Genomic DNA, 19,613 nt, shown 5'->3' with positions numbered 1-19,613 from the left:
GCCGGATTCATACGGAATTGAGGCCGGCGGAGACGACCGGAACGATACACTTTGTCCCGCTCCCTCATCATGAAAGCGCCGGGTCTGTTTCCAGCCCGGCGCCAATCCTTACTTGGAGGAAACCGCCTTTTCGGGGTTCGGCGGGAAGGCCGGATCGGTCTTCGCGCCACGCAGCAGGTCGAGCGCGTAGTTGAGCTGGATATCGTCCTTCGGATCCGGCGGCACGTAGGCCGAAGAGCCGGAGCCCTTGTCGGTCTCGCTCTGGCCCTTGATGTGGCCCGGCAGGCTGGATTCGCCTTCCGTCGTCAGCTTGCCCTTCAAATCGTCGGGCAGCGGCTGGTCGACCTTGACATCGGGCGTGATGCCCGTGCCCTGGATCGAACGGCCCGACGGCGTGTAATAGAGCGCCGTCGTCAGACGTAGGGCGCCATTGCCATCACCGAGCGGAATGATCGTCTGGACGGAGCCCTTGCCGAAGGACTGGGTGCCGAGCACCGTGGCGCGACGCAGATCCTGCAGGGCACCGGCGACGATTTCTGAAGCCGAGGCCGAGCCGCCATTGATGAGCACGATGATCGGCTTGCCGTCGGTCAGATCGCCTGGGGTGGCGTTGAAGCGGCGGGTCTCGTCCGGATTGCGGCCTCGGGTCGAAACGATCTCGCCGCGCTCCAGCACGTCGTCGGCAACGTTGATCGCCTGGTCGAGCAGGCCGCCCGGGTTGAGGCGCAGGTCGAGGACGTAGCCCTTCAGCTTGTCGGCCGGGATATCCTTCTTGATCTTAGCGATCGCGGCTTCGAGATCTGGCGTGGTCTTTTCTGTGAAGGAGATGATGCGGATATAGCCGACATCGCCACCTTCCTCGCGCGACTTGACGGCGGCAACGGCGATGACATCACGGATGACCGTAAGCTCGATCGGCTTGTCGACGCCCTTGCGTATCAGGGTGAGCTTGATTGGTGTCTTGACCGGGCCGCGCATCTTTTCGACGGCGTCTTCCAGCTTCAGCCCGCGGACCGACTGGCCGTCGATGGCGGTGATATAGTCGCCGGCAAGGACACCGGCCTTGGCAGCCGGCGTATCGTCGATCGGGGTAATGACCTTGACGAGATCGTTGTCCATCGTCACTTCGATGCCGAGACCGCCGAACTCACCCTTGGTCTGGGTGCGCATGTCTTCCGCATCCTTGGCGTTCATGTAGCTCGAATGCGGGTCCAGCGACGATAACATGCCGTTGATGGCGGCTTCGACGAGCTTGTCTTCCTGGGGAGGGGTCACATACTGCGCGCGGACGCGCTCAAAGACATCGCCGAAAATCGACAACTCCTTATAGGTGGAAGTGCCAGCGGCTTCCGCCGGCGCTACCGCCGAGTAGATAACGCCCATCGCGGTCGCACCCATCAATGCGCCGACGAGAACAAGAGAAGCCCTACGTATCATTGCGTGCCTTTCCAGTGTCTTTGGAGGTCCACCAGGGCCGAGAATCGACTGGTTTTCCATCTTTTCGGAATTCAATGTAAAGCGTTGGCCGATCCGTTTCCAGCGCCAATGCGGTCGCGCTCGCGACTCTTTTCTGGCCCATCGTGGCAAGCGGTTCGCCAGCGAAGACGAATCTGCCAGGGCGCGTCTTGATCGCGTCCATGCCCGACAGCACCATGTGATAGCCGTCGCCCGTATCCAGGATGATCATCTGTCCGTAGCTGCGAAACGCGCCGGCGTAGACGACCGTACCGTCGGCGGGAGCCGTGACCAGTGCTTCCGGGCCGGTCGCGACGGTCAGTCCCATCGCGGTGTGGCCTGTGCCATCGTCGTCGCCGAACTGGCGGAGAATATCGCCCGCCACGGGCAGCTCCAACTTTTTCTTCAGGTCTGAAAATGGATATGCGGGCGTAATGCGGTTTTTATCGGGCACGCCGTTCTCGGCAAGGGCTTTCGCCTGCTCGCGCTGCTGTTCGGTCATCTGCGCGCGGCGCGCTTCTTCCGCGCGGGCAGCAGCGGCAGCGTCCCGCACTGAGCCGATCTGACTTTCCAGCGAGGCGACGAGCCCTTCCAGGCTGGTTGCCTGACCGGCCAGCTCCTCCGCGCGCTTGCGCTCCGCCTCAAGCTGAGTGGCGTTTTCCTTGCTGTGCTTGTCATTTTCCGCAATCAGCAGATCCATGCGCCGCTCCTCCTCCAGACTGTTGGTCATGGTGGTGGTGAAGCTCGCCTTTTCGGCGGCGGTATCGGCTTGCAACTTGCTGAGATCGGTCAGATCGGCGATGAGCTTGTCCGTCTCCTTGCGCATTCCGGGCACGACGGCGCCAAGAAGAATGGCGCTGCGCACCGAGGCGAGCGCATCGTCCGGCGTGACCAGCAAAGCGGGTGGCGGATTGCGTCCCATGCGCTCCAGGGCGCCGAGAACCTCGGCTAGCAGCGCGCGGCGTTGGTGCAGCGAGGCACGGATCTTGTCTTGCCTGACGGCTAGGTTCGTCAGCGTCTTCTCGCTTTGCTGGATCTTGCGGTCCAAATCCTTGCGGCGGGCGGCACTGTCGATCAGCGCCTGGCGTAGGCTTTCGGTGCTCTTGTCGAGAGAGGCGATGCTGTCTTCCAGTTCCTTCGTCTTGCCGGACGAAAGGCTGATCGTCTTTGAAAGCGCATCGAGCTGCGCGCGGGTCTCATCGCGCTTGCGCGCAAGGTCTGCCGCCGGGTCAGGGGTTTCCTGTCCAGGTGCCGATGCCATCGCGGAAGGGCGATCGTCAGGCGCTTGCGGCGCGATGGCATCCGCTTCCTGCGCGACGGCGACGTCCTCCCGAGAGAAAGGGCCTGCCATATAGGCGCCCACACCGAGCATTGCCGCCAAAGCTGGCAGCACGATACGCGAGAGCATGGGCGGGGCTTTTCTCATCCAGTCGGTTCAGCCTGGTCCCTTCGGATCGCGCGAAAATAAGCTGATTTGCCGCAATCATCCAGGAAGCATCGTCATTTTCAGGGCGGGAATCAAAACACGCCTGTGTGAGCGTTTCGTTAACGCAAAAACGGGGAAAGCCAAACTGTTTTCAAAACGGATGGAGCAATCACACCCGGTGGTAGGGGTGTCCGGAGAGGATGGTCACGGCTCGGTAGAGCTGTTCGGCAATCAGGATGCGCACGAGCTGGTGCGGCCAGGTCAGCTTTCCCAGGCAAATGGTCATGTCGGCCTTGTCGTAGAGGGCGGGGTCGAGGCCATCGGCGCCGCCGATGGCAATCGTCAGGTCGCGCTTGCCCTGATCGCGGTATGTTCCGAGCATGGCGGCGAAGGCTTCACTGTCGAGCGCCTTACCGCGTTCATCGAGAAGAATGAGGACACCGCCTTCAGGGTGCGCCTTTTGCAAGAGGCCCGCTTCTTCACGCTTGCGGGTCTCGCTGTTGGAGGCGCGGCTTTCGGCAACCTCGGTCATGCGCGCCATTTCCAGGCCGATGGCTGGTCCGGCCTTGGCGAAACGGTCGAGATAGCGAGCCGCAAGATCCTTTTCCGGGCCGGCTTTCAGCCGTCCCACCGCAAAAAGACCTATCCGCATTCCCGCTCCCACGCATATCCGCCGTCATGGCGGCACAAAACGAAACTCTTGCCGGAGGTTCATCTCCGGCGATCTAAACCTGCACAGGAGGGGCCGGGAAGGCGCCCTTGGATCCTTCCGCATCCCGGGCGGAAAACCGCTACCCAGTTTTCCCGGAAATGCGGTCGCTCCGCTAGTGCAGCGTGCCTTCATCGAGATCGGGTGCTGCCCACATCTTTTCGATGTTGTAGAACTCGCGGATCTCGGGTCGGAAGACATGAACGATGATGTCGCCGGTGTCGATTAACACCCAGTCGCCGCCATCGAGACCCTCGACGCGGGCATTGCCGAAGCCCTCGTCCTTGAGATCGGTCATGAGATGGTCGGCAATCGCCAGGACATGGCGGTTCGATCGGCCGGAGACGACGACCATGTAGTCTCCAAGCGCAGACTTGCCAGCAATGTCGATGGTGACGATATTTTCGGCCTTGGAATCCTCGAGGCTTGCGAGGACGGCTTGCAGGGCGCGGGCAGCGGCATCGGCGCCACGTTCCGAGCTCTTCGGGATAACGACAGGCGTTCTTCCCTTGGCGTGTACTGTTGTCAGTGCTCTTCCTTCCTTGAGTAACAGAACATGCACGTGAGTGATCTGAGTCGATCACGTTATAAAGATAGGCATCAAAGCATTAAGGTTTCAAGACGCAGGTGGCCATCTTGAGGCGTTCAGGACAAGGATTTGTGTCTGAACAGGGCTCATTTGCACCAGATATGGGTAAATATTCGTGCCGCGGACCAAAAATCAGGCTTCCGGGTTCACTCCGTCGACAAGAAGAAGGTCGCGGCTGAGGGCCTCATCGCGGACTTCAAGAGCATGGGCATATTCCGGTGAGCGATACCAGGCTCTCGCCCGCTCGATGTCGGGAAACTCGACGATCACGATTGCCTGCGGCGACCAGTCGCCTTCCAGCTTTTCGATTGGACCGCCGCGGACAAGATAATGCCCTCCATAGTGGGCGATAGAGGCGGCTGCGCGGGTCCGGTAGATCTGGAAGGTCTCGGCATCACTTACCGTGACATCGGAGATGATATAAGCCGGCATTGTTTTTCCCATCCGTGCGACGATAAAGAACTCGCGCCACTCCTGTTTGGAAGTGCGCCGTTGTATTGGAAATCAGATAGGCCGCTACCGTCTTCCGTCCATTCTCCCGGCATGTACAGGCGCGCGAAAGCTGCCTATAAACCATTGAGACCAAACCGTTACAGGTGCCATGACCGACGCTCCGCAGTCATCGTTGAAGCCCATTCTCCGCATCAGCTTTTCGGGGCAGGATCGGCTTGGGCGCGGCAAGATGGAGCTTCTCGAGCATATTCAGGAGACCGGCTCGATCTCGGCCGCCGGCCGCGCCATGGACATGTCCTATCGCCGGGCCTGGCTGCTTATCAGCGAACTTAATCATATGTTCCGCGAACCGGTCGTCGAATCGCAACGCGGCGGCCAGAAGGGTGGCGGCGCCGCCCTGACGCCGTTTGGCGAGGAGTTGCTGCGGCGGTTCCGCGGCATGGAAACGGCGCTGCGCGCGGCAATAGCCGATGATCTGAACTGGCTCGAAGCCAATCGCAGCTCGGCGGACGCTTCTTCGAAAAAATCCTGACTAATGTTCGAGCGCCACGGTCTTGATGACCGCATGGACTGGCAGCCCGATGCGCAGCCCCAGCCGTTCGGCTGAGAATTGCGTGATGCGGGCAGTGACGATGTCGCCGCCGCAATCGACCTTGATCTCAGCCGTCCCGTCAGCCGCCGTGCCGATTCCCAGCACTTCGCCGCCGAGGATATTGAGGGCGCTGAGACCCTCCGGCCGTGTGGTCGCCAGCATGACGTCACGGGCGGGAATATGGACACGCACGGTCTTGCCGACCGCGGCTACCTGTCCCGGTACAATCAGTCTTGCCGCCTTCAGGGCGACGACGGTGAGGTGATTGCTATCGTCGATCGCTTCCACGCGGCCTTCCAGCAGCACACCGGCTTCGCGTCGGTCTTCCGCCAGCGGGCCGGAGAGCTGGCTGAAGATGTCGATGGCGGCACCGATCGCCTCGACCTTGCCATCGCGCATGACGACGACACGGTTGGCGAGGCGCGCCACTTCGGCGATCGAGTGGCTGACATAGATGATCGGTATATTGGTCTCGTCGCGAAGCCGCTCGAGATAGGGAAGGATTTCCGCCTTGCGGGCCTCGTCGAGTGCTGCCAGCGGTTCGTCCATTAACAGGAGCCGCGGCGAAGAGAGCAGGGCGCGGCCGATCGCGACGCGCTGCTTTTCGCCGCCCGAGAGTTTTGCCGGTCGCCGGTCGAGCAGTGCGCCGATGCCGAGGAGATCGACGACGCCATCGAAGCTTTCGCTGCGCTCGTTCCTCGGAGCGAACCAGCGGCCGTAATTGAGGTTCTGCCGCACCGAAAGATGCGGAAACAGGCGCGCTTCCTGGAAGACATAGCCGAAGCGGCGGCGGTGACGCGGCACGAAGATTTGTCCGTCGGTGTCCGCGAGCACCGTATCGTCCAGGCTGACGCGGCCGTAATCAGGGCGTGTCAGGCCGGCAATGATACGGACGATCGACGTCTTGCCGGAGCCGGAGCGGCCGAAAAGGGCCGTCACGCCGCCATCGGACGTGAATGCGGCTTCAAGGGAAAAGGCGCCGAGGCGATGGCGGATATCGACTGAAAGCGTCATTCGAAATCCATCCTGCGGCCTGCGAGATAGGCGAGGAGTTCCGAGGCGAGCAGCGCCGCCATGGAAATGACGATGGCGACGATGGTCAGCCGCATGGCGCCGGCATCGCCGCCTGGAACCTGCGTGAAGGTGTAGATCGCCGAAGACAGCGTCTGGGTCTCGCCGGGAATGTTGGAGACGAAGGTGATGGTGGCGCCGAATTCACCCATGGCCTTGGCGAAGGAGAGGATCATGCCGGCGATGATCCCGGGCAGGATCAAGGGTAGCGTGACCGTCAGAAAGGTCCAGATGGGGCTGGCGCCCAGCGTGCCGGCGGCTTCCTCCAGCTTGCGGTCGACCGCTTCGAGCGACAGGCGGATGCTTCTGACCATCAACGGAAAGCCCATGACGCCGCAGGCAAGTGCGGCACCCGTCCAGCGGAAGGAGAAGACGAGGCCGAGATATTGATCAAGTAAAGATCCGATCGGCCCCTTTCGGCCGAAGAGGATGAGGAGGATGAAGCCGGTGACGACGGGCGGCAGGATCAGCGGCAGATGGATGACGCCATTGAGGACCGATTTACCCCAGAAGCGCCCGCGCGCAAGCAGATATGCAGCTCCGATGCCGAAGGGCAGGCTGACCAGCATGGCGACGATGGAAACGCGCAGGCTCAGCTCTATTGCAGTCCATTCGTCGCTGCTCAGACCCAACGCTTCCAAATACCCGCCCCTTAAAACATCTCAGGCTCGCCACGAGTCAGCGAGCCTGAGGGCCTGAACTTTTCATACCGGACCTGCGGTGATGACGCTCACTGCTTCAGAACCGTGAAGCCCTCATGCTCGAAGAACGGAACAGCCTTAGCCGATTTCAGAAAGTCGAAATAGGCTTGTACGTCCGGGTTCTTGCTGCTGCTGGTGATGGCGATCGGGTAGACGATCGGCGGGTGGCTGTCTGCCGGGAAGGTGCCGACGACGGCAACGCCAGGATCGGCCGAGACATCGGTCTGATAGACGATGCCGTAAGGCGCTTCGCCCCGCGAAACGAGCGCGAGGGCGGCGCGCACGCTTTCAGCGCCCGCGACCTTTTTTTCAACCGACGACCAGACGCCGAGCTTTTCCAGCGCTGTCTTGCCGTATTTGCCTGCTGGTACCGATTCCGGCTGGCCGATCGCCAGCCGGCCGTCGCCAACCAGGTTAGCAAGATCGAAGCCCTGCTTGATCTCGACCGGCTTCGCCTTGTCCTTGGCGGCGACAAGAACGAGCTTATTACCCAGCAGGTTGACGCGGCTATCGTCCTTGATCAGCTTCTTGCCGGCGACATAATCCATCCAGTTCGTGTCAGCGGAGATGAAAACATCGGCCGGCGCCCCGTTTTCAAGCTGCTTTGCAAGCGGTCCGCTCGCCGCGTAGGAGACAGTGACCTCCTTGCCGGTTTCCTTGGTGAAGGCGGCATCGGCGTTGTCGAGCGCGTTCTTCATGCTGGCGGCGGCAAAGACGACGATCTTGTCGGCGGCGAGGGCCGGTGCCGGAATGACCGAAAGGCCGAGCCATGCTGCTGATACCGCGGCGGTTGCGAGCTTGATCCATTGGCGTCGGCTGGTGGTCATCCTTATTCTCTCCAAAAATGTCGACATATTTTGAGAAATATAACGACGCGCGAGGCTTGACTAGGGATGTATTTGCAAAAATACATCGCGATATGATCGCGTAAACCTACGAATTTTATGGATTTTCCGCGGCGCAGCGCATATGAGCGGTTTTGGGCATTACAAAAATGCATGACTGAATTTGCCCAGCGGATTAGCGAACGCTCACGAAGTACGACGTAACGTTACGGATCGTGGAATCTTGCGCCATTCTTTCGCCGAATTAAGTCCGATACTGAAAGCCAGACGACGAGAAATTCGCAAAAGAAGCGTTTTTTGGGCAGAAAATTTTCATAGCCATGCGTCATATGCATTGCTGCATTGCGCAATCGCCCATTTATCAATCGGTAAAATCTGGTAAAACATAATCATCGAAACGGCGATCTCCTCCTCCCAATGCCGTTCGATATGGATCAGCAACTCTCCTCCTCCCAGTTGCTGATCAGGTTCAAAAGCCCGACGCACCTCCTCCCGCGTCGGGCTTTTTATTTTTCAGGCTTCCCGAAAAATTGGCGGAATTATTGAGCGGCGCGCAAGGCGGTCGAGCTCAGTGCCGAACGCGGTCCATGGATAAAGGTCCAGGCCGGCGCACGCTTCTTCCAGAGCACGCGAGCGTCATCTTCATCCACGCGGGCATAATGGAAGGTCTTTGCCATCTTGGCCGAGAGATAGGAGAGCGTCGATCCCGGCCGGTCGATGACGGCGATCGGGAAGGTTTGCGCGATTTCCTGCCATTTCTGCCAGCGATGGAACGTATTCAGACTGTCGGCGCCCATGATCCAGATGAAATGGACCTGGCGGTTGCGTGCCTTCACGTAGGCCAGAGTATTGGCGGTATAGCTCATGCCCAGCGTCTGCTCGAACGCCGTCACCTTGATACGCGGATTGTGGAGGATCTGCTCGCTCAGCGCGATGCGCTCGGCAAGCGGCGCCAGATGATTGCGGCTCTTTAGCGGATTGCCCGGTGTTACCATCCACCAGAGCTGATCGAGGCCAAGCCGGCGAATGGCGATCTCGGCGACCAGCGCATGACCGCGATGCGGCGGGTTGAACGAGCCGCCAAAAAGACCGACCACCATGCCGCGCTCGGCATGGGGCATGCGCAGATAGCGTTGATCAACCTCTTCTTTCAGCACGTCAGGGCCGTATCTGTCCGGTGCCGCGAACGCGATATTTGAAGGAGGTGAGCTGCTCGACGCCGACCGGCCCGCGCGCATGCATCTTGCCGGTGGCGATGCCGATTTCCGCGCCCATGCCGAATTCGCCGCCATCGGCAAATTGCGTTGAGGCATTGTGCAGCAGGATCGCCGAATCGATCTCGGTGAAGAAGCGCTCGACAACATCAGGGTCTTCGGCAATCACGGCTTCGGTATGGTTCGAAGAATATTTGCCGATATGGCCGATTGCCCCGGAAATGCCGTCGACCAGTGCGACCGAGATGATGGCGGCGAGATATTCGGTCGTCCAATCCTCTTCCGTTGCCGCCTCGAGGCCGGGAACGAGCTGCAGGACATCGGCGGAGCCACGGATTTCGCAGCCCGCCGCGGCAAGTCCGTCAAGCAGCGGCTTCAGATGGGTGGAAGCGACCTTTTTGTCGACCAGCAGCGTTTCGGCGGCGCCGCAGATGCCCGTGCGGCGCATCTTGGCGTTGACGACGATGGATTTCGCCATGTCGAGATCGGCCGAGGCATCGATATAGATGTGGCAGAGGCCTTCGAGGTGGGCAAAGACCGGCACGCGCGCCTCGGTCTGGACGCGGGCGACGAGGCTCTTGCCGCCGCGCGGCACGATAACATCGATATTGCCTTGGAGGCCGCGCAGCATGGCGCCGACGGCGGCACGATCGCTGACGGGCACGAGCTGGATGGCATGTTCCGGCAGGCCGGCGGCCTTCAATCCGTCGACCAAGCACTCATGGATCGCTTGCGAGGAGCGGCGCGAATCGCTGCCGCAGCGCAGGATCACGGCATTGCCGGCCTTCAGGCATAGCGCGCCGGCGTCGGCAGTGACATTCGGACGGCTTTCGAAGATGACGCCGATGACGCCAAGCGGCGTGCGGACGCGCTCGATCTTCAGGCCGTTGGGACGATCCCAGGCGGCGATGACTTCGCCGACGGGATCGGGCAGAGCGGCGATGGCGCGGATGCCTTCGGCCATCTCGGCGACACGCTTGTCGTTCAGCGTCAGGCGATCGACGAAGGAGGCGAGCATATCGGTGCCTTCGACGTCTTTCAGATCCTTGGCGTTTTCAGCGAGGATATGATCCTTACGGGCCAGGATGGTGTCCGCCATGGCATTCAGCGCCTTGTTCTTGCTGTCAGTCGACGCGAAGGCCAGAGGTCGCGACGCAGCCCGGGCCTTGCGGCCGATATCGTTCATCAGCGCGTCGATGTCGGGGCTTTGTGCGACAGTATCAAGCATGAGCTTCATCCTTCTTCGATTTCTCGGCCTTCGTCTTGACGGATGCCGTCATGACGAGATCGTCGCGATGCACCATGGCGGCGCGGCCGGCATAGCCGAGGATCGCCTCGATCTCCGCCGATTTGCGGCCGGTGATCTGGCGGGCCTCTTCGGCATCATAGCCGACAAGGCCGCGGGCGATCTCACGGCCGGAGGGGCCGACGACGGCAACAGTGTCGCCGCGGCCGAAATGGCCGACGACGCGGCGCACGCCGGCGGGCAGCAGGCTCTTGCCGGCGCCAAGCGCGGTGACGGCGCCCTCATCGACATGCAATTCGCCGGCCGGCTGCAGCTGTCCGGCAATCCAGGTCTTGCGGGCGGTGACGGGCGTGCCTGACGGCGCGAACCAGGAGGAGCGCGCGCCGCTCTCGATCGCGTTCAGCGGTCGGTCGGTCTTGCCGGAAGCAATAATCATGGCGCAGCCGGCTCCGGTCGCGATCTTGCCGGCATCGATTTTCGTGCGCATGCCGCCGCGCGACAGCTCCGAGGCGGCACCGCCGGCCATGGCTTCGATCTCAGGCGTGATCTCCGCGATCGTATCGAGGAATTTCGCCCGCGGATCGAGATGCGGCGGGGCGGTATAGAGCCCGTCGATGTCAGACAGCAGCACGAGAAGGTCGGCGCCGGTCATGGTGGCGACGCGGGCGGCGAGGCGATCATTGTCGCCATAGCGGATTTCGCTGGTCGCGACCGTATCGTTTTCGTTGATGATCGGCACGGCGCCGATCTTCAGGAGCTGGTTGATGGTGGCGCGCGCATTGAGGTAGCGCCGGCGCTCTTCCGTGTCGCCGAGCGTCAGCAGGATCTGGCCGGCAACGATATCGTCATGCGACAGGCTTTCCGACCAGGCACGGGCCAGCGAGATCTGGCCGACGGCCGCTGCCGCCTGGCTTTCCTCCAGCTTCAGCGCGCCGGAGGGCAGGTCGAGCACGGAGCGGCCGAGCGCGATCGCGCCCGAGGAGACGACCAGAACATCGATGCCCTTGGCCTTCAGTGCGGCAATATCAGCGCACATGCCGTCGAGCCAGGATTTCTTCAAGCCGGTCTTGCGATCGACGAGAAGGGCTGAGCCGATTTTGATGACGATGCGGCGGTAGCGATCGAGCGGCTTGCGGGCAGTCATCCCTGATCGTCCTCGTCGTCAGCGCCGACATCATCGGCGGACTGCATGTCGCGATGCCGCAGTTTCGGCGTTTTTGCCGGCTTGTCCGCTTCGCCGGCATTGGCTTCGACGATGACGTCGCGCAGCGCGCGCAGCACTTCCGTCATGCCGCGGCCGGTGGCGGCGGAAATCTGGAAGGGCGTCTTGCCGCAGGCCCGCGCCAGCTCGCGCGTCTTCTTCTTCAGCGTTTCCTCGTCCAGCACGTCGATCTGCGAGAGGGCAACGATCTCGGGCTTGTCCGTGATGTCGTTGCCGTAGGCCTCCAGCTCGTGCTTCACGGTCTTGTAGGCCTTGCCGACCTTTTCTTCCTGGGCGGAGACCAGATGCAGCAGCACGCGGGTGCGCTCGACATGGCCGAGGAAGCGGTCGCCGATGCCCACACCTTCGTGGGCGCCCTCGATCAGGCCAGGAATATCGGCCAGAATGAATTCCTGGCCGTCGATGGTGGCAACGCCGAGATTGGGGTGCAGCGTCGTGAAAGGATAATTGGCGATCTTAGGCCGCGCGCGGCTGACGGCTGCGAGAAAGGTCGATTTTCCGGCATTCGGCAGGCCGACAAGACCGGCATCGGCGATCAGCTTCAGCCGCAGCCAAAGAGTCTTTTCTTCGCCTGGGAGGCCCGGATTGGCCCAGTCAGGCGCCTGGTTGACCGAGGATTTGAAATAGGCGTTGCCGAAGCCACCATTGCCACCGGCGGCCAGCCGGAAACGCTGGCCTTCTTCCGTCAGATCGCAGATCAGCGTTTCCTGGTCTTCTTCGAAGATCTGCGTTCCCACGGGCACTTTCAGCGTCACGTCGTCGCCTTTGGCGCCGGCGCGATTCTTGCCCATGCCGTGCATACCGACCTTTGCCTTGAAGTGCTGTTGGTAGCGGAAATCGATCAGCGTATTCAGGCCGTTAACGGCCTCGACCCAGACATCGCCGCCGCGGCCGCCATCGCCGCCATCCGGGCCGCCGAACTCGATGAACTTCTCGCGGCGGAAGGAGACGCTGCCCGCGCCGCCGTCGCCTGAGCGAATATAGACTTTTGCTTCATCGAGAAATTTCATCTTACGTCCGTCACCCGGTGTCGGCGCATATCCCTTCGGATCGAATGGGATTCACAAAAGCCTATGCGCTCTTTTCAATGTCTGCCGCTCCTTTTGCATCCCAAAGACACATCGGGCGGCCGTTTGCCCGTCATGTCGCCTTCGATATAGGCGCTTCGGGCTGAGGTCAAAGAATATCGTGCGGTTCCAGCGTCATAAAGGGGCGGAACTGCATGATTGATATGACGGCCATCGCCGGACGGGCCGGCGATGGCCTATTCTCATGGCTCAGGCCGCCTGCGAGAGCCGCAGCGCGCCCGGCTTCAGCACGGTTTCGATATGCGGAACCATGGTGTTGCGGGCAAAGCTGTAGATCTCCGAGCAGCCGATGATCTCGAAGCCGAGCTTCTGCTGCAGCTTGAGCGACGCCGGATTGTCGGCGAAGACGCCGGAATGAACGGCGACTTCGGGCATGCGGCGGGCAAAACGTTCGAGCGCAGCCTTGACCGCTTCGGTCATGATGCCTTGCCGCCAGTAGAAGCGGTTCAGCCAATAACCGAGGTGCCAGCGGCCGTGGCGAAGCTCGATGCCGACGCAGCCGATATGGGCATCATCCCGCTCGGTGATGGCGAGCGCCCAATCGACACCGAGGCCGGAGGTGTGCTCGACCAGCCAGTCGAGCGCATCCTGCCGGTCATAGGGCGCGGGAACGCGGGCCAGCATGCGGGTGACGGCGAAATCCGAAAGCGATTCCGCAATCATATCGGCGTCGCTGAGCCGGTGCGGGCGCAGCGTCAGTCGGCCGGTCTGGATGACCGGCGTCGGCCCGGGCGTCAGGATCCGGGTATCGCGGCGGGTGAGGGCGAGAGCGTTCATCTCATGCCTCCCCAGCTGCGCAGCGAGATCCAGGTCTTGCGGTCGAGCCGATACCATTCGACCGGCACGGTGCTGCCGAGCGCCAGCGACGCAGCAAGGCCGGATCCTTGGAACTGGAAGCCGCACTTCTGGACGACGCGCCTCGATGCGACGTTCGTTACCCGGCAGCGGGCATCGATTTGCGCCACATTCTCACGCGTGCGGAAGACCATGTCGATGAGGGCATGGGCCGCTTCCGTCGTGTAGCCCTGGTTCCAGTAGGGCTCGCCCAGCCAGTAACCGATCTCGACCGTGTTCGGATCGCCCGTGGGTTCGACCCCGCAGCAACCGAGAAAGGCGCCGTTGTCGGCTTTGGTAATGGCATAGACGCACTTGCCAATCTCGCCAAGCTTCGTGCGTCGCACGAAATCGGCGGCATCGGCGGTCGTATACGGGTGCGGCATACGCGATACCATTGTGGCGACATTGGCGTTGTTGGCGAGATGGGCAAGGGCGTCGATGTCTTCTTCGTGGGGCGCGCGCAGAACGAGCCTTTCCGACAGTAAGACAGGGCAATCGGTCCTTAACCGTTCCGGCCTCAGCCGCTCTTCGGGAGACCTCGATTGGCCTTCCCTTAACAATTCGCCTTGCATGGTTCAGTCCTCCTTGGTTGAGGGTAAAGAAAAAGGGGAGATGGCGCCCCATCTCCCCTGTTTTCTGGACTGAACCTGATGCGGTCAGCCGGGTCGATGAGACGCCGGCTGTTTTAGAGCGCTACCGGCTTATTCCGCTGCTTCCGCTTTCGGCATTACAGACACGTACACGCGGCCATTGGCCTTCGTACGGTAGTTCACGTTGCCCGCCGTAAGCGCAAAAATCGTGTGATCCTTGCCGAGGCCAACGTTGGAACCCGGGTGCCACTGCGTGCCGCGCTGACGCACGATAATGTTGCCTGCGATGACGGCTTCGCCGCCGAACTTCTTCACGCCAAGGCGCTTGGATTCGGAATCGCGACCGTTGCGCGAGGAACCGCCAGCTTTTTTGTGTGCCATTGGAGTTCTCCTTTAAACCTTGATCCCGTTACTTACTTGGCAGCCACGATGTCCGTGATGCGGACAACCGTGTGATGCTGGCGATGGCCGCGCGAACGCTTCGAGTTCTGACGACGGCGCTTCTTGAAGGCGATGACCTTCTTGCCGCGGTTGTGCTCGACCACTTCGGCCTTGACGGAAGCACCCTTGACGAAGGGAGCACCAATCGCAGCGTCGGCGCCTTCGCCGATAACGAGGACTTCGGTGAATTCTACGGTGTCGCCGGCGGTGACTTCGAGCTTCTCGATGGTCAGCACGTCGTTGGCTGCCACACGGTACTGCTTACCGCCGGTCTTGATGACTGCGAACATTTTTTATCCTTTCATGTTCGTTCCGGCTCTCTCGCCTTGAGGACGAGCGGCCGTCTTTTTATCAGTCGAAACTTAGCAGGGATTCCAAAGGCTTGAGCCTTCAAAAAGTTCTGCCGGTGAAACCCTGCTCGAAGCAGGGCGGGCAAGGCACGGAGTTATCCACACCTATTGCGTCGCACGGGATATATAAGCGTCCCTGATCTGTCAAGGCAAAAGGATCGTAAAGCTTTCATATTCGCCCTTGCCATCCCCCTCTTCTGTCGCTATGTAGCCCCCGCGCTGAAAAACGCGCCGACCAGCATAACCGGAGAGGTGGCAGAGTGGTCGAATGCACCGCACTCGAAATGCGGCATACCTGCAAGGGTATCGTGGGTTCAAATCCCACCCTCTCCGCCATTTTGGCTTTCGCTATCGGTCACTTTCAAGCGAACTGAACAAGCAGCCGCAATAGCCCAAAACGCCTCAACTCCCCGGAAACCGATAGGCCACCTCCGCAAACGATCCCGTCGGAAACACATAGAAGAATTTCAAATTGGCTGACGATTCGTTGCGGATGCCGTGTTCGGCGCTCGCGGGGATGAAAACGGTTGTGCCTGATTTGACCGTTGTTTCCTGACCGTCGATCCGGACGATGCCGGTTCCTTCGAAGATGAAGTAGATTTCCGCTGGGTCGTGGCGATGCGGCTTGAGTTCGCCGCCGGGGGCTAGTTCGGCTATGCCGGCGCTCATGCTGTCGGTGGGGGTGATGTCGCTGCTGAGCAGTGTGTGCCAGGAGATGGAGCCGTGGACGGGATCGTTCCATCCGTCGCGCGGGCGTTCGTCGGCTGTGGTGATAACGGCTTGCGATCGCTTTGTCATTTTGCCTCGGTACGGTGGGTCGGCAATCACGCGGAACGGTGTCACAACGATACCGAATGTCAATCGGCCGCTGCCAAGTTCCGATCGGCCGGCTTGTAGTTGGGCGAGATCCGCCATGATGAAAGAGGCTGTGCCGATACGGCATTGCCGGCTGCCGGAGCGGATGGCCCTCCGCTCTTTAGTTTCGGCTTTTGAGATCGTGCCGCCCAACTCCGCCGCAGGAAGTCCGCAATCAGGCTCGAGGTGGTTTCTGGGGCATCTTCGAAGCAATAATGGCCGACGCCTAGGAGGCGCTCGATGGGCGCCGGCGGGAAGAGGGCGGAAAAGAGCGGCAGGAAATGCTCCGCACGCAGCGTCCTGTCCGCCTCGCCTCAAATGGGGAGCGCCAACGTGCTATTGACGATGCGCTCGGCGGTCGGATCGGATATTTCGAATTGATGGGCGCCGATCGCAAAGCCTTTGACCCAGTCGAGCGTGCGAAGGCACTCGGAAGCAACGCTATCGCGACCCGTCAAAATCTCTTTATCCAAATGAGCCTATCAGACGGAGAGACAAGGGGTAACGCCGTATTAATATGCAAGCTATATTTCTGCCTCACGAGCCGTAATGTAAGGGATACGAGCGCGTCATGGCACATGAGCTAAGCCGCAAGTCCTAAACCGCGCCTCGTAGACGCAAAAAATGCATTCGCCGGACGCTCACGAAAAAACTGCGGGTACTGACGGTGGTCGACACCTTCTCGCGTAAGCCTGCGGTCAGGGCCGCGGATCAGGCCGCTTTGTGTGCTGCAGCGGTCGAAGGGCTCCAATTCCATGGGAGCAAGTCTTCGAGCCGCGTGACGGGCATATCCGCAATGCGAGATAGAACATCAGCCAGCCAGGCCTGAGGATCAATGTCGTTGAGTTTTGCCGTCATAATTAGCGTTGCCATGAAGGCAGCACGATCAGCACCGCGATCGGAACCGGCAAAGAGCCACGATTTCCTGCCGAGGGCAAAGCCGCGCAATGCGCGTTCGGCCGCATTGTTGGTCAGGCAGATCCGACCATCGTTGAGGAACGATGTGAAGCCATCCCAGCGCTTCAGCATATAGTCGATCGGCTCGGTGACCGGTGAACTGCGTGACAGTTTTGCCCGCTCGGAGTGCAGCCACGCCTCAAGTTCGTCGGCGAGAGGACGGCTGTCCTGCTGGCGTCGTTCCAAACGTTCGTCGATGGAAAGTCCGTTGATGTCGCGCTCGATATCGAACAGCGCGTCGATCCGCTTCACGGCCTCAAGCGCAACCGGCGAGATCGGCGTAGCGTTCCTGCCGCGTTTGACGTTCGCCGCAAGATCAGCGAGCACGAAGAACTTGCGGCGTGAATGCGCCCAGCAGAGCGCCTGGGTCAGCGGACCGGAAGCGCGATCCACCTTGAACAGCGGATTATAGCCGCCATAGGCGTCGGCCTGCAGGATGCCGGTGAAGCTCTTCAGATGGCGCTCGGGATGTTCCTGCCGCCGGTCGCGCGAGGCGTAATAGAGAGCCGCCGGCGGCGACGTGCCGCCGAACGGCCGGTCATCCCGGACATAGGTCCAGATCCGGCCGGTATCGGTCTTGCCCTTCGCCAGGATCGGCACGGTGGTGTCGTCACCATGCAGCCGCTCCGCGGCCAGCACATGCGCCTCGATCATTCCATGCACTGGCTTCAAGACCGCAGCGCAAGCGCCAACCTGGTCAGCAAGCGTCGACAGGCTGAGGTCGATGCCTTCACGGGCATAACGCTCGCTTTGCCGGTTCAGCGGCTGATGCTGGCCGAACTTCTCGAACAGGATCATCGCCAAAAGGTTCGGCCCGGCAAAGCCGCGCGGCGTCACATGGAACGGTGCCGGAGCTTGCGCGATCTTCTCGCATTCACGGCAGGAGAACTTCTCGCGCACCGTCTGAATGACTTTCCACTGGCGCGGGATCACCTCCAGCGTCTCGGTGATGTCCTCGCCCAGCTTCGCCAGCTTGGCCGAGCCGCAGCACGGGCAGTTGCTGGGCGGGGAAATGACGACACGCTCGCGCGGCAGGTGTTCGGGGAACGGTTTCTTCGATGGACGCTTGCGCTCGAAGGCTTTGACCGTCGAGGACCGTGCTGCCATCTCCGCCGCCAATTCGTCCTGGCTGGCGTCGGCTTCCAGCTCCTCGAGCTGCAATTCCATCTGTTCGAGAAGCCGAGCTTTGCGCTCCGAGCGGCTGCCATGGATGTCGCGCTTCAGCTTCTCGATCTCCAGCCGTAGCCGGGCAATCAGGGCATCGGAATGCGAGTTCACCGCCTGGGCGCGGGCGGCGACGGCCTCGGCTTCACGGCGTGCGGCACGCTCGGCGAGGATCATCGCATGCGCACTGGCAAGGTCGTCGGGAAGCTGATCGGCCGCATCGGTCATGACGGGATGGAATCATATTCGCCCCCGTCTTTCCAGCCATTTCCGCTACCCCGCCGAGCTCGGACGCCAGGTTTTTTGCGGCATCCGCCAGTCTATGCCTTCGAGCAGATAACCGAGCTGCGCCGCTGTAATCACCACCGTCCCGTCGGCGGCCGATGGCCACAAGAACCGGCCGCGCTCCAGCTTCTTCGTGAACAGGCAGGCACCCTGGCCGTCATGCCAGATCACCTTAATCAGCCCGCCTTGGCGACCGCGGAAACAGAATAAATGACCGCTGTGCGGATCTCGCTTCAACGTCTCCTGCACCATCAATGCCAGACCTGGAAAGCCCTTGCGCATATCCGTGTAGCCGCTGGCAAGCCACACCTTCACGCCGCTTGGAACCGGGATCATCGCCGCTCCAGAACATCAAGGATGCGGCCCAAGGCTTCGGTGTCGATATCGCTCTCAACGCGAAGACGTCGACCGCGGCCGAGCTCGATCGTTACTACGCTCGTCTTCTTGCGCGGCCGTGACGGCGGTGTCGTTTCCACCGGATCAGGCCCTGGTAAACCCGCGACGACGTCAACCGGAATGAATTGCGGCGTGGGCGGCGCTGATATTTGGCAGAGCTGTCTGCGCCATCGGAATAATTGCCCGGAATGGATGTCAGCCGATCGCGCGATCTCCGATACGCTGGCCCCAGGCTCTAACGTATCCGTCCGAGCGGGGCCGCCTTTGAATATTGGATAAAACTGTTCAGACCCTGTCCTTATTCCCAGGCACAAGGACAGTTGGACAGATGGAGATTTTTGAAGGGGACAGCGGGTCTCGGGTGAGCCGTCTTGAGGTGATCAACACCGGACGGCGGCGTCGATTTACTGAGGATGAGAAGCTGCGGATTGTCGCAGAAAGCTTTGCTGGGAGAGGCCGTGCGTCGGCCACGGCCCGTCAGTACGGCATCAGCCGCTCCCTGTTGAACCGTTGGCGCAAATCGGTTCGCCAGGGTTTGCACGACCAGAAACAAAGCGATGGTTTTGTGCCGGCGTTCGTCATGCCGGAAGCTTTTGTGCCGGTGAAGCAGGTCACTCCCCCTGCTGCGATGGAGCATCCGGTAGCGCCTCCTTCCGGCCGCATGGAGATTGTCGCGGCGAACGGTCGTCGTGTGGTCGTGGACGGCAGCGTCGACGTTGAGGCGCTGCTGCGGATCGTGCGTGGTCTGGAGACGTTGCGGTGATCACGCTTCCTTCCGGTCAAAATGTGCGGGTGTGGATATCAACGGGCCATACCGACATGCGGTGTGGGTTTCCATCGCTTGCGTTGCGGGTGCAGGAGGTGCTGAAACTGAACCCTCTGGACGGCAATCTTTTTGTATTCCGCGGTCGCAGCGGATCGCTGATAAAAGTGATCTGGAGTGACGGCCAGGGGAGCTGCCTTTTTACAAAAAAGTTGGACCGCGGCCGGTTCGTCTGGCCGTCTGCGGAAGGCGGTGCGATAGCGATATCACCCGCACAGCTCAGTTATCTTCTGTCCGGGATCGACTGGAGGCATCCTCAGGAAACCTGGCGGCCGACGAAGGTCGGCTAGCATTATTCAATTGA

General features: G+C 61.1%; 24 protein-coding genes and 1 tRNA gene. 4 read left to right on the top strand and 21 right to left on the bottom strand.

Features of this window, described 5'->3' with window-relative positions; translation table 11 throughout:
* Positions 1-108: 108 nt before the first annotated feature.
* The 5 genes from I8E17_RS16745 to I8E17_RS16725 all read right to left on the bottom strand — a co-directional run bounded on the left by I8E17_RS16745 (position 109) and on the right by I8E17_RS16725 (position 4,611).
* Positions 109-1,437 carry a S41 family peptidase gene (locus tag I8E17_RS16745; protein ID WP_113408498.1) on the bottom strand — a complete coding sequence of 443 codons (1,329 nt, stop codon included), beginning with the start codon at positions 1,435-1,437 and terminating at the stop codon, positions 109-111.
* Complete coding sequence (locus I8E17_RS16740; protein ID WP_229002038.1) at positions 1,427-2,863, bottom strand: murein hydrolase activator EnvC; 1,437 nt, start codon at positions 2,861-2,863, stop codon at positions 1,427-1,429. Before I8E17_RS16740 ends, I8E17_RS16745 begins: the two co-directional genes overlap by 11 nt.
* Before the next feature lie 187 nt (positions 2,864-3,050).
* Entirely contained in the window at positions 3,051-3,533 is a 483-nt protein-coding gene (rlmH, locus tag I8E17_RS16735) for a 23S rRNA (pseudouridine(1915)-N(3))-methyltransferase RlmH (protein WP_047634055.1), read from the bottom strand.
* Positions 3,534-3,705: 172 nt separating this feature from the next.
* Positions 3,706-4,152 (bottom strand): ribosome silencing factor, encoded by a 447-nt coding sequence (gene rsfS / locus I8E17_RS16730; RefSeq protein ID WP_069611404.1) that lies wholly within the window; start codon positions 4,150-4,152, stop codon positions 3,706-3,708.
* Between the two features lie 159 nt (positions 4,153-4,311).
* Positions 4,312-4,611 (bottom strand): DUF1330 domain-containing protein, encoded by a 300-nt coding sequence (locus tag I8E17_RS16725; RefSeq protein WP_219511299.1) that lies wholly within the window; start codon positions 4,609-4,611, stop codon positions 4,312-4,314.
* Between the two features lie 169 nt (positions 4,612-4,780).
* On the opposite strand from I8E17_RS16725, the gene I8E17_RS16720 reads away from it, so the two are divergent.
* Positions 4,781-5,164, top strand: coding sequence for a winged helix-turn-helix domain-containing protein (locus I8E17_RS16720; protein ID WP_219511302.1), 384 nt, complete (start codon positions 4,781-4,783; stop codon positions 5,162-5,164).
* On the opposite strand, the gene modC is transcribed toward I8E17_RS16720, so the two are convergent.
* The 12 genes from modC to rplU all read right to left on the bottom strand — a co-directional run bounded on the left by modC (position 5,165) and on the right by rplU (position 14,769).
* Positions 5,165-6,238: a molybdenum ABC transporter ATP-binding protein gene (gene modC, locus I8E17_RS16715; RefSeq protein WP_113468747.1), complete on the bottom strand. Its 1,074-nt coding sequence runs from the start codon at positions 6,236-6,238 to the stop codon at positions 5,165-5,167. It abuts the gene before it with no gap.
* Positions 6,235-6,936, bottom strand: coding sequence for a molybdate ABC transporter permease subunit (gene modB / locus I8E17_RS16710; RefSeq protein WP_219511305.1), 702 nt, complete (start codon positions 6,934-6,936; stop codon positions 6,235-6,237). Before modB ends, modC begins: the two co-directional genes overlap by 4 nt.
* Positions 6,937-7,025: 89 nt before the next feature.
* A complete protein-coding gene (gene modA / locus I8E17_RS16705; protein WP_219511307.1) occupies positions 7,026-7,823 on the bottom strand; it encodes a molybdate ABC transporter substrate-binding protein in 798 nt (265 codons plus the stop codon).
* A 330-nt stretch (positions 7,824-8,153) separates the two neighbouring features.
* Positions 8,154-8,327, bottom strand: a complete 174-nt coding sequence (locus tag I8E17_RS16700; protein ID WP_162750795.1) for a hypothetical protein — start codon at positions 8,325-8,327, stop codon at positions 8,154-8,156.
* A gap of 53 nt (positions 8,328-8,380) precedes the next feature.
* Positions 8,381-8,962, bottom strand: a complete 582-nt coding sequence (locus I8E17_RS16695) for a nicotinate-nucleotide adenylyltransferase (RefSeq protein WP_229002124.1) — start codon at positions 8,960-8,962, stop codon at positions 8,381-8,383.
* 37 nt (positions 8,963-8,999) lie between these two features.
* Entirely contained in the window at positions 9,000-10,283 is a 1,284-nt protein-coding gene (locus tag I8E17_RS16690) for a glutamate-5-semialdehyde dehydrogenase (protein ID WP_219511308.1), read from the bottom strand.
* A complete protein-coding gene (gene proB, locus I8E17_RS16685) occupies positions 10,276-11,445 on the bottom strand; it encodes a glutamate 5-kinase (protein ID WP_219511311.1) in 1,170 nt (389 codons plus the stop codon). Before proB ends, I8E17_RS16690 begins: the two co-directional genes overlap by 8 nt.
* Positions 11,442-12,533 carry a GTPase ObgE gene (gene obgE, locus I8E17_RS16680; protein ID WP_219511313.1) on the bottom strand — a complete coding sequence of 364 codons (1,092 nt, stop codon included), beginning with the start codon at positions 12,531-12,533 and terminating at the stop codon, positions 11,442-11,444. Before obgE ends, proB begins: the two co-directional genes overlap by 4 nt.
* Positions 12,534-12,800: 267 nt before the next feature.
* Positions 12,801-13,388: a GNAT family N-acetyltransferase gene (locus I8E17_RS16675; protein ID WP_219511316.1), complete on the bottom strand. Its 588-nt coding sequence runs from the start codon at positions 13,386-13,388 to the stop codon at positions 12,801-12,803.
* Positions 13,385-14,020, bottom strand: coding sequence for a GNAT family protein (locus I8E17_RS16670; RefSeq protein WP_069611424.1), 636 nt, complete (start codon positions 14,018-14,020; stop codon positions 13,385-13,387). Before I8E17_RS16670 ends, I8E17_RS16675 begins: the two co-directional genes overlap by 4 nt.
* A gap of 129 nt (positions 14,021-14,149) precedes the next feature.
* Positions 14,150-14,419 (bottom strand): 50S ribosomal protein L27, encoded by a 270-nt coding sequence (gene rpmA / locus I8E17_RS16665; protein ID WP_004127267.1) that lies wholly within the window; start codon positions 14,417-14,419, stop codon positions 14,150-14,152.
* A gap of 32 nt (positions 14,420-14,451) precedes the next feature.
* Positions 14,452-14,769 (bottom strand): 50S ribosomal protein L21, encoded by a 318-nt coding sequence (gene rplU / locus I8E17_RS16660; RefSeq protein WP_028753733.1) that lies wholly within the window; start codon positions 14,767-14,769, stop codon positions 14,452-14,454.
* A 306-nt stretch (positions 14,770-15,075) separates the two neighbouring features.
* Here rplU and I8E17_RS16655 point away from each other — a divergent pair.
* A tRNA-Ser gene (locus tag I8E17_RS16655) sits at positions 15,076-15,165 on the top strand.
* A gap of 66 nt (positions 15,166-15,231) precedes the next feature.
* On the opposite strand, the gene I8E17_RS16650 is transcribed toward I8E17_RS16655, so the two are convergent.
* The 4 genes from I8E17_RS16650 to tnpB (I8E17_RS16635) all read right to left on the bottom strand — a co-directional run bounded on the left by I8E17_RS16650 (position 15,232) and on the right by tnpB (I8E17_RS16635) (position 18,426).
* A complete protein-coding gene (locus tag I8E17_RS16650; RefSeq protein WP_229002037.1) occupies positions 15,232-15,837 on the bottom strand; it encodes a cupin domain-containing protein in 606 nt (201 codons plus the stop codon).
* Positions 15,838-15,998: 161 nt separating this feature from the next.
* Positions 15,999-16,142 carry a hypothetical protein gene (locus I8E17_RS16645; RefSeq protein ID WP_156090765.1) on the bottom strand — a complete coding sequence of 48 codons (144 nt, stop codon included), beginning with the start codon at positions 16,140-16,142 and terminating at the stop codon, positions 15,999-16,001.
* Positions 16,143-16,395: 253 nt separating this feature from the next.
* The gene (locus I8E17_RS16640; RefSeq protein ID WP_113367605.1) at positions 16,396-18,033 is read right to left on the bottom strand and encodes an IS66 family transposase; all 1,638 of its coding nucleotides are present in this window, start codon (positions 18,031-18,033) and stop codon (positions 16,396-16,398) included.
* Positions 18,034-18,078: 45 nt separating this feature from the next.
* Complete coding sequence (gene tnpB, locus I8E17_RS16635; RefSeq protein WP_113367606.1) at positions 18,079-18,426, bottom strand: IS66 family insertion sequence element accessory protein TnpB; 348 nt, start codon at positions 18,424-18,426, stop codon at positions 18,079-18,081.
* A 388-nt stretch (positions 18,427-18,814) separates the two neighbouring features.
* Between tnpB (I8E17_RS16635) and I8E17_RS16630 the strand changes: the two genes are divergently transcribed.
* Positions 18,815-19,249, top strand: a complete 435-nt coding sequence (locus I8E17_RS16630) for a transposase (RefSeq protein WP_113452448.1) — start codon at positions 18,815-18,817, stop codon at positions 19,247-19,249.
* On the top strand, positions 19,246-19,599 hold the full coding sequence (tnpB, locus tag I8E17_RS16625; RefSeq protein WP_219511321.1) for an IS66 family insertion sequence element accessory protein TnpB: 354 nt from the start codon (positions 19,246-19,248) through the stop codon (positions 19,597-19,599). The genes I8E17_RS16630 and tnpB (I8E17_RS16625) overlap by 4 nt, the downstream gene beginning before the upstream one ends.
* Positions 19,600-19,613 lie beyond the last annotated feature (14 nt).

This window comes from Rhizobium sp. AB2/73 (assembly GCF_020871915.1).
GTDB lineage: Bacteria > Pseudomonadota > Alphaproteobacteria > Rhizobiales > Rhizobiaceae > Rhizobium > Rhizobium dioscoreae.
Note: the sequence above shows the minus strand (reverse complement) of the source record. Positions and strands in the feature narration are given on the sequence as shown.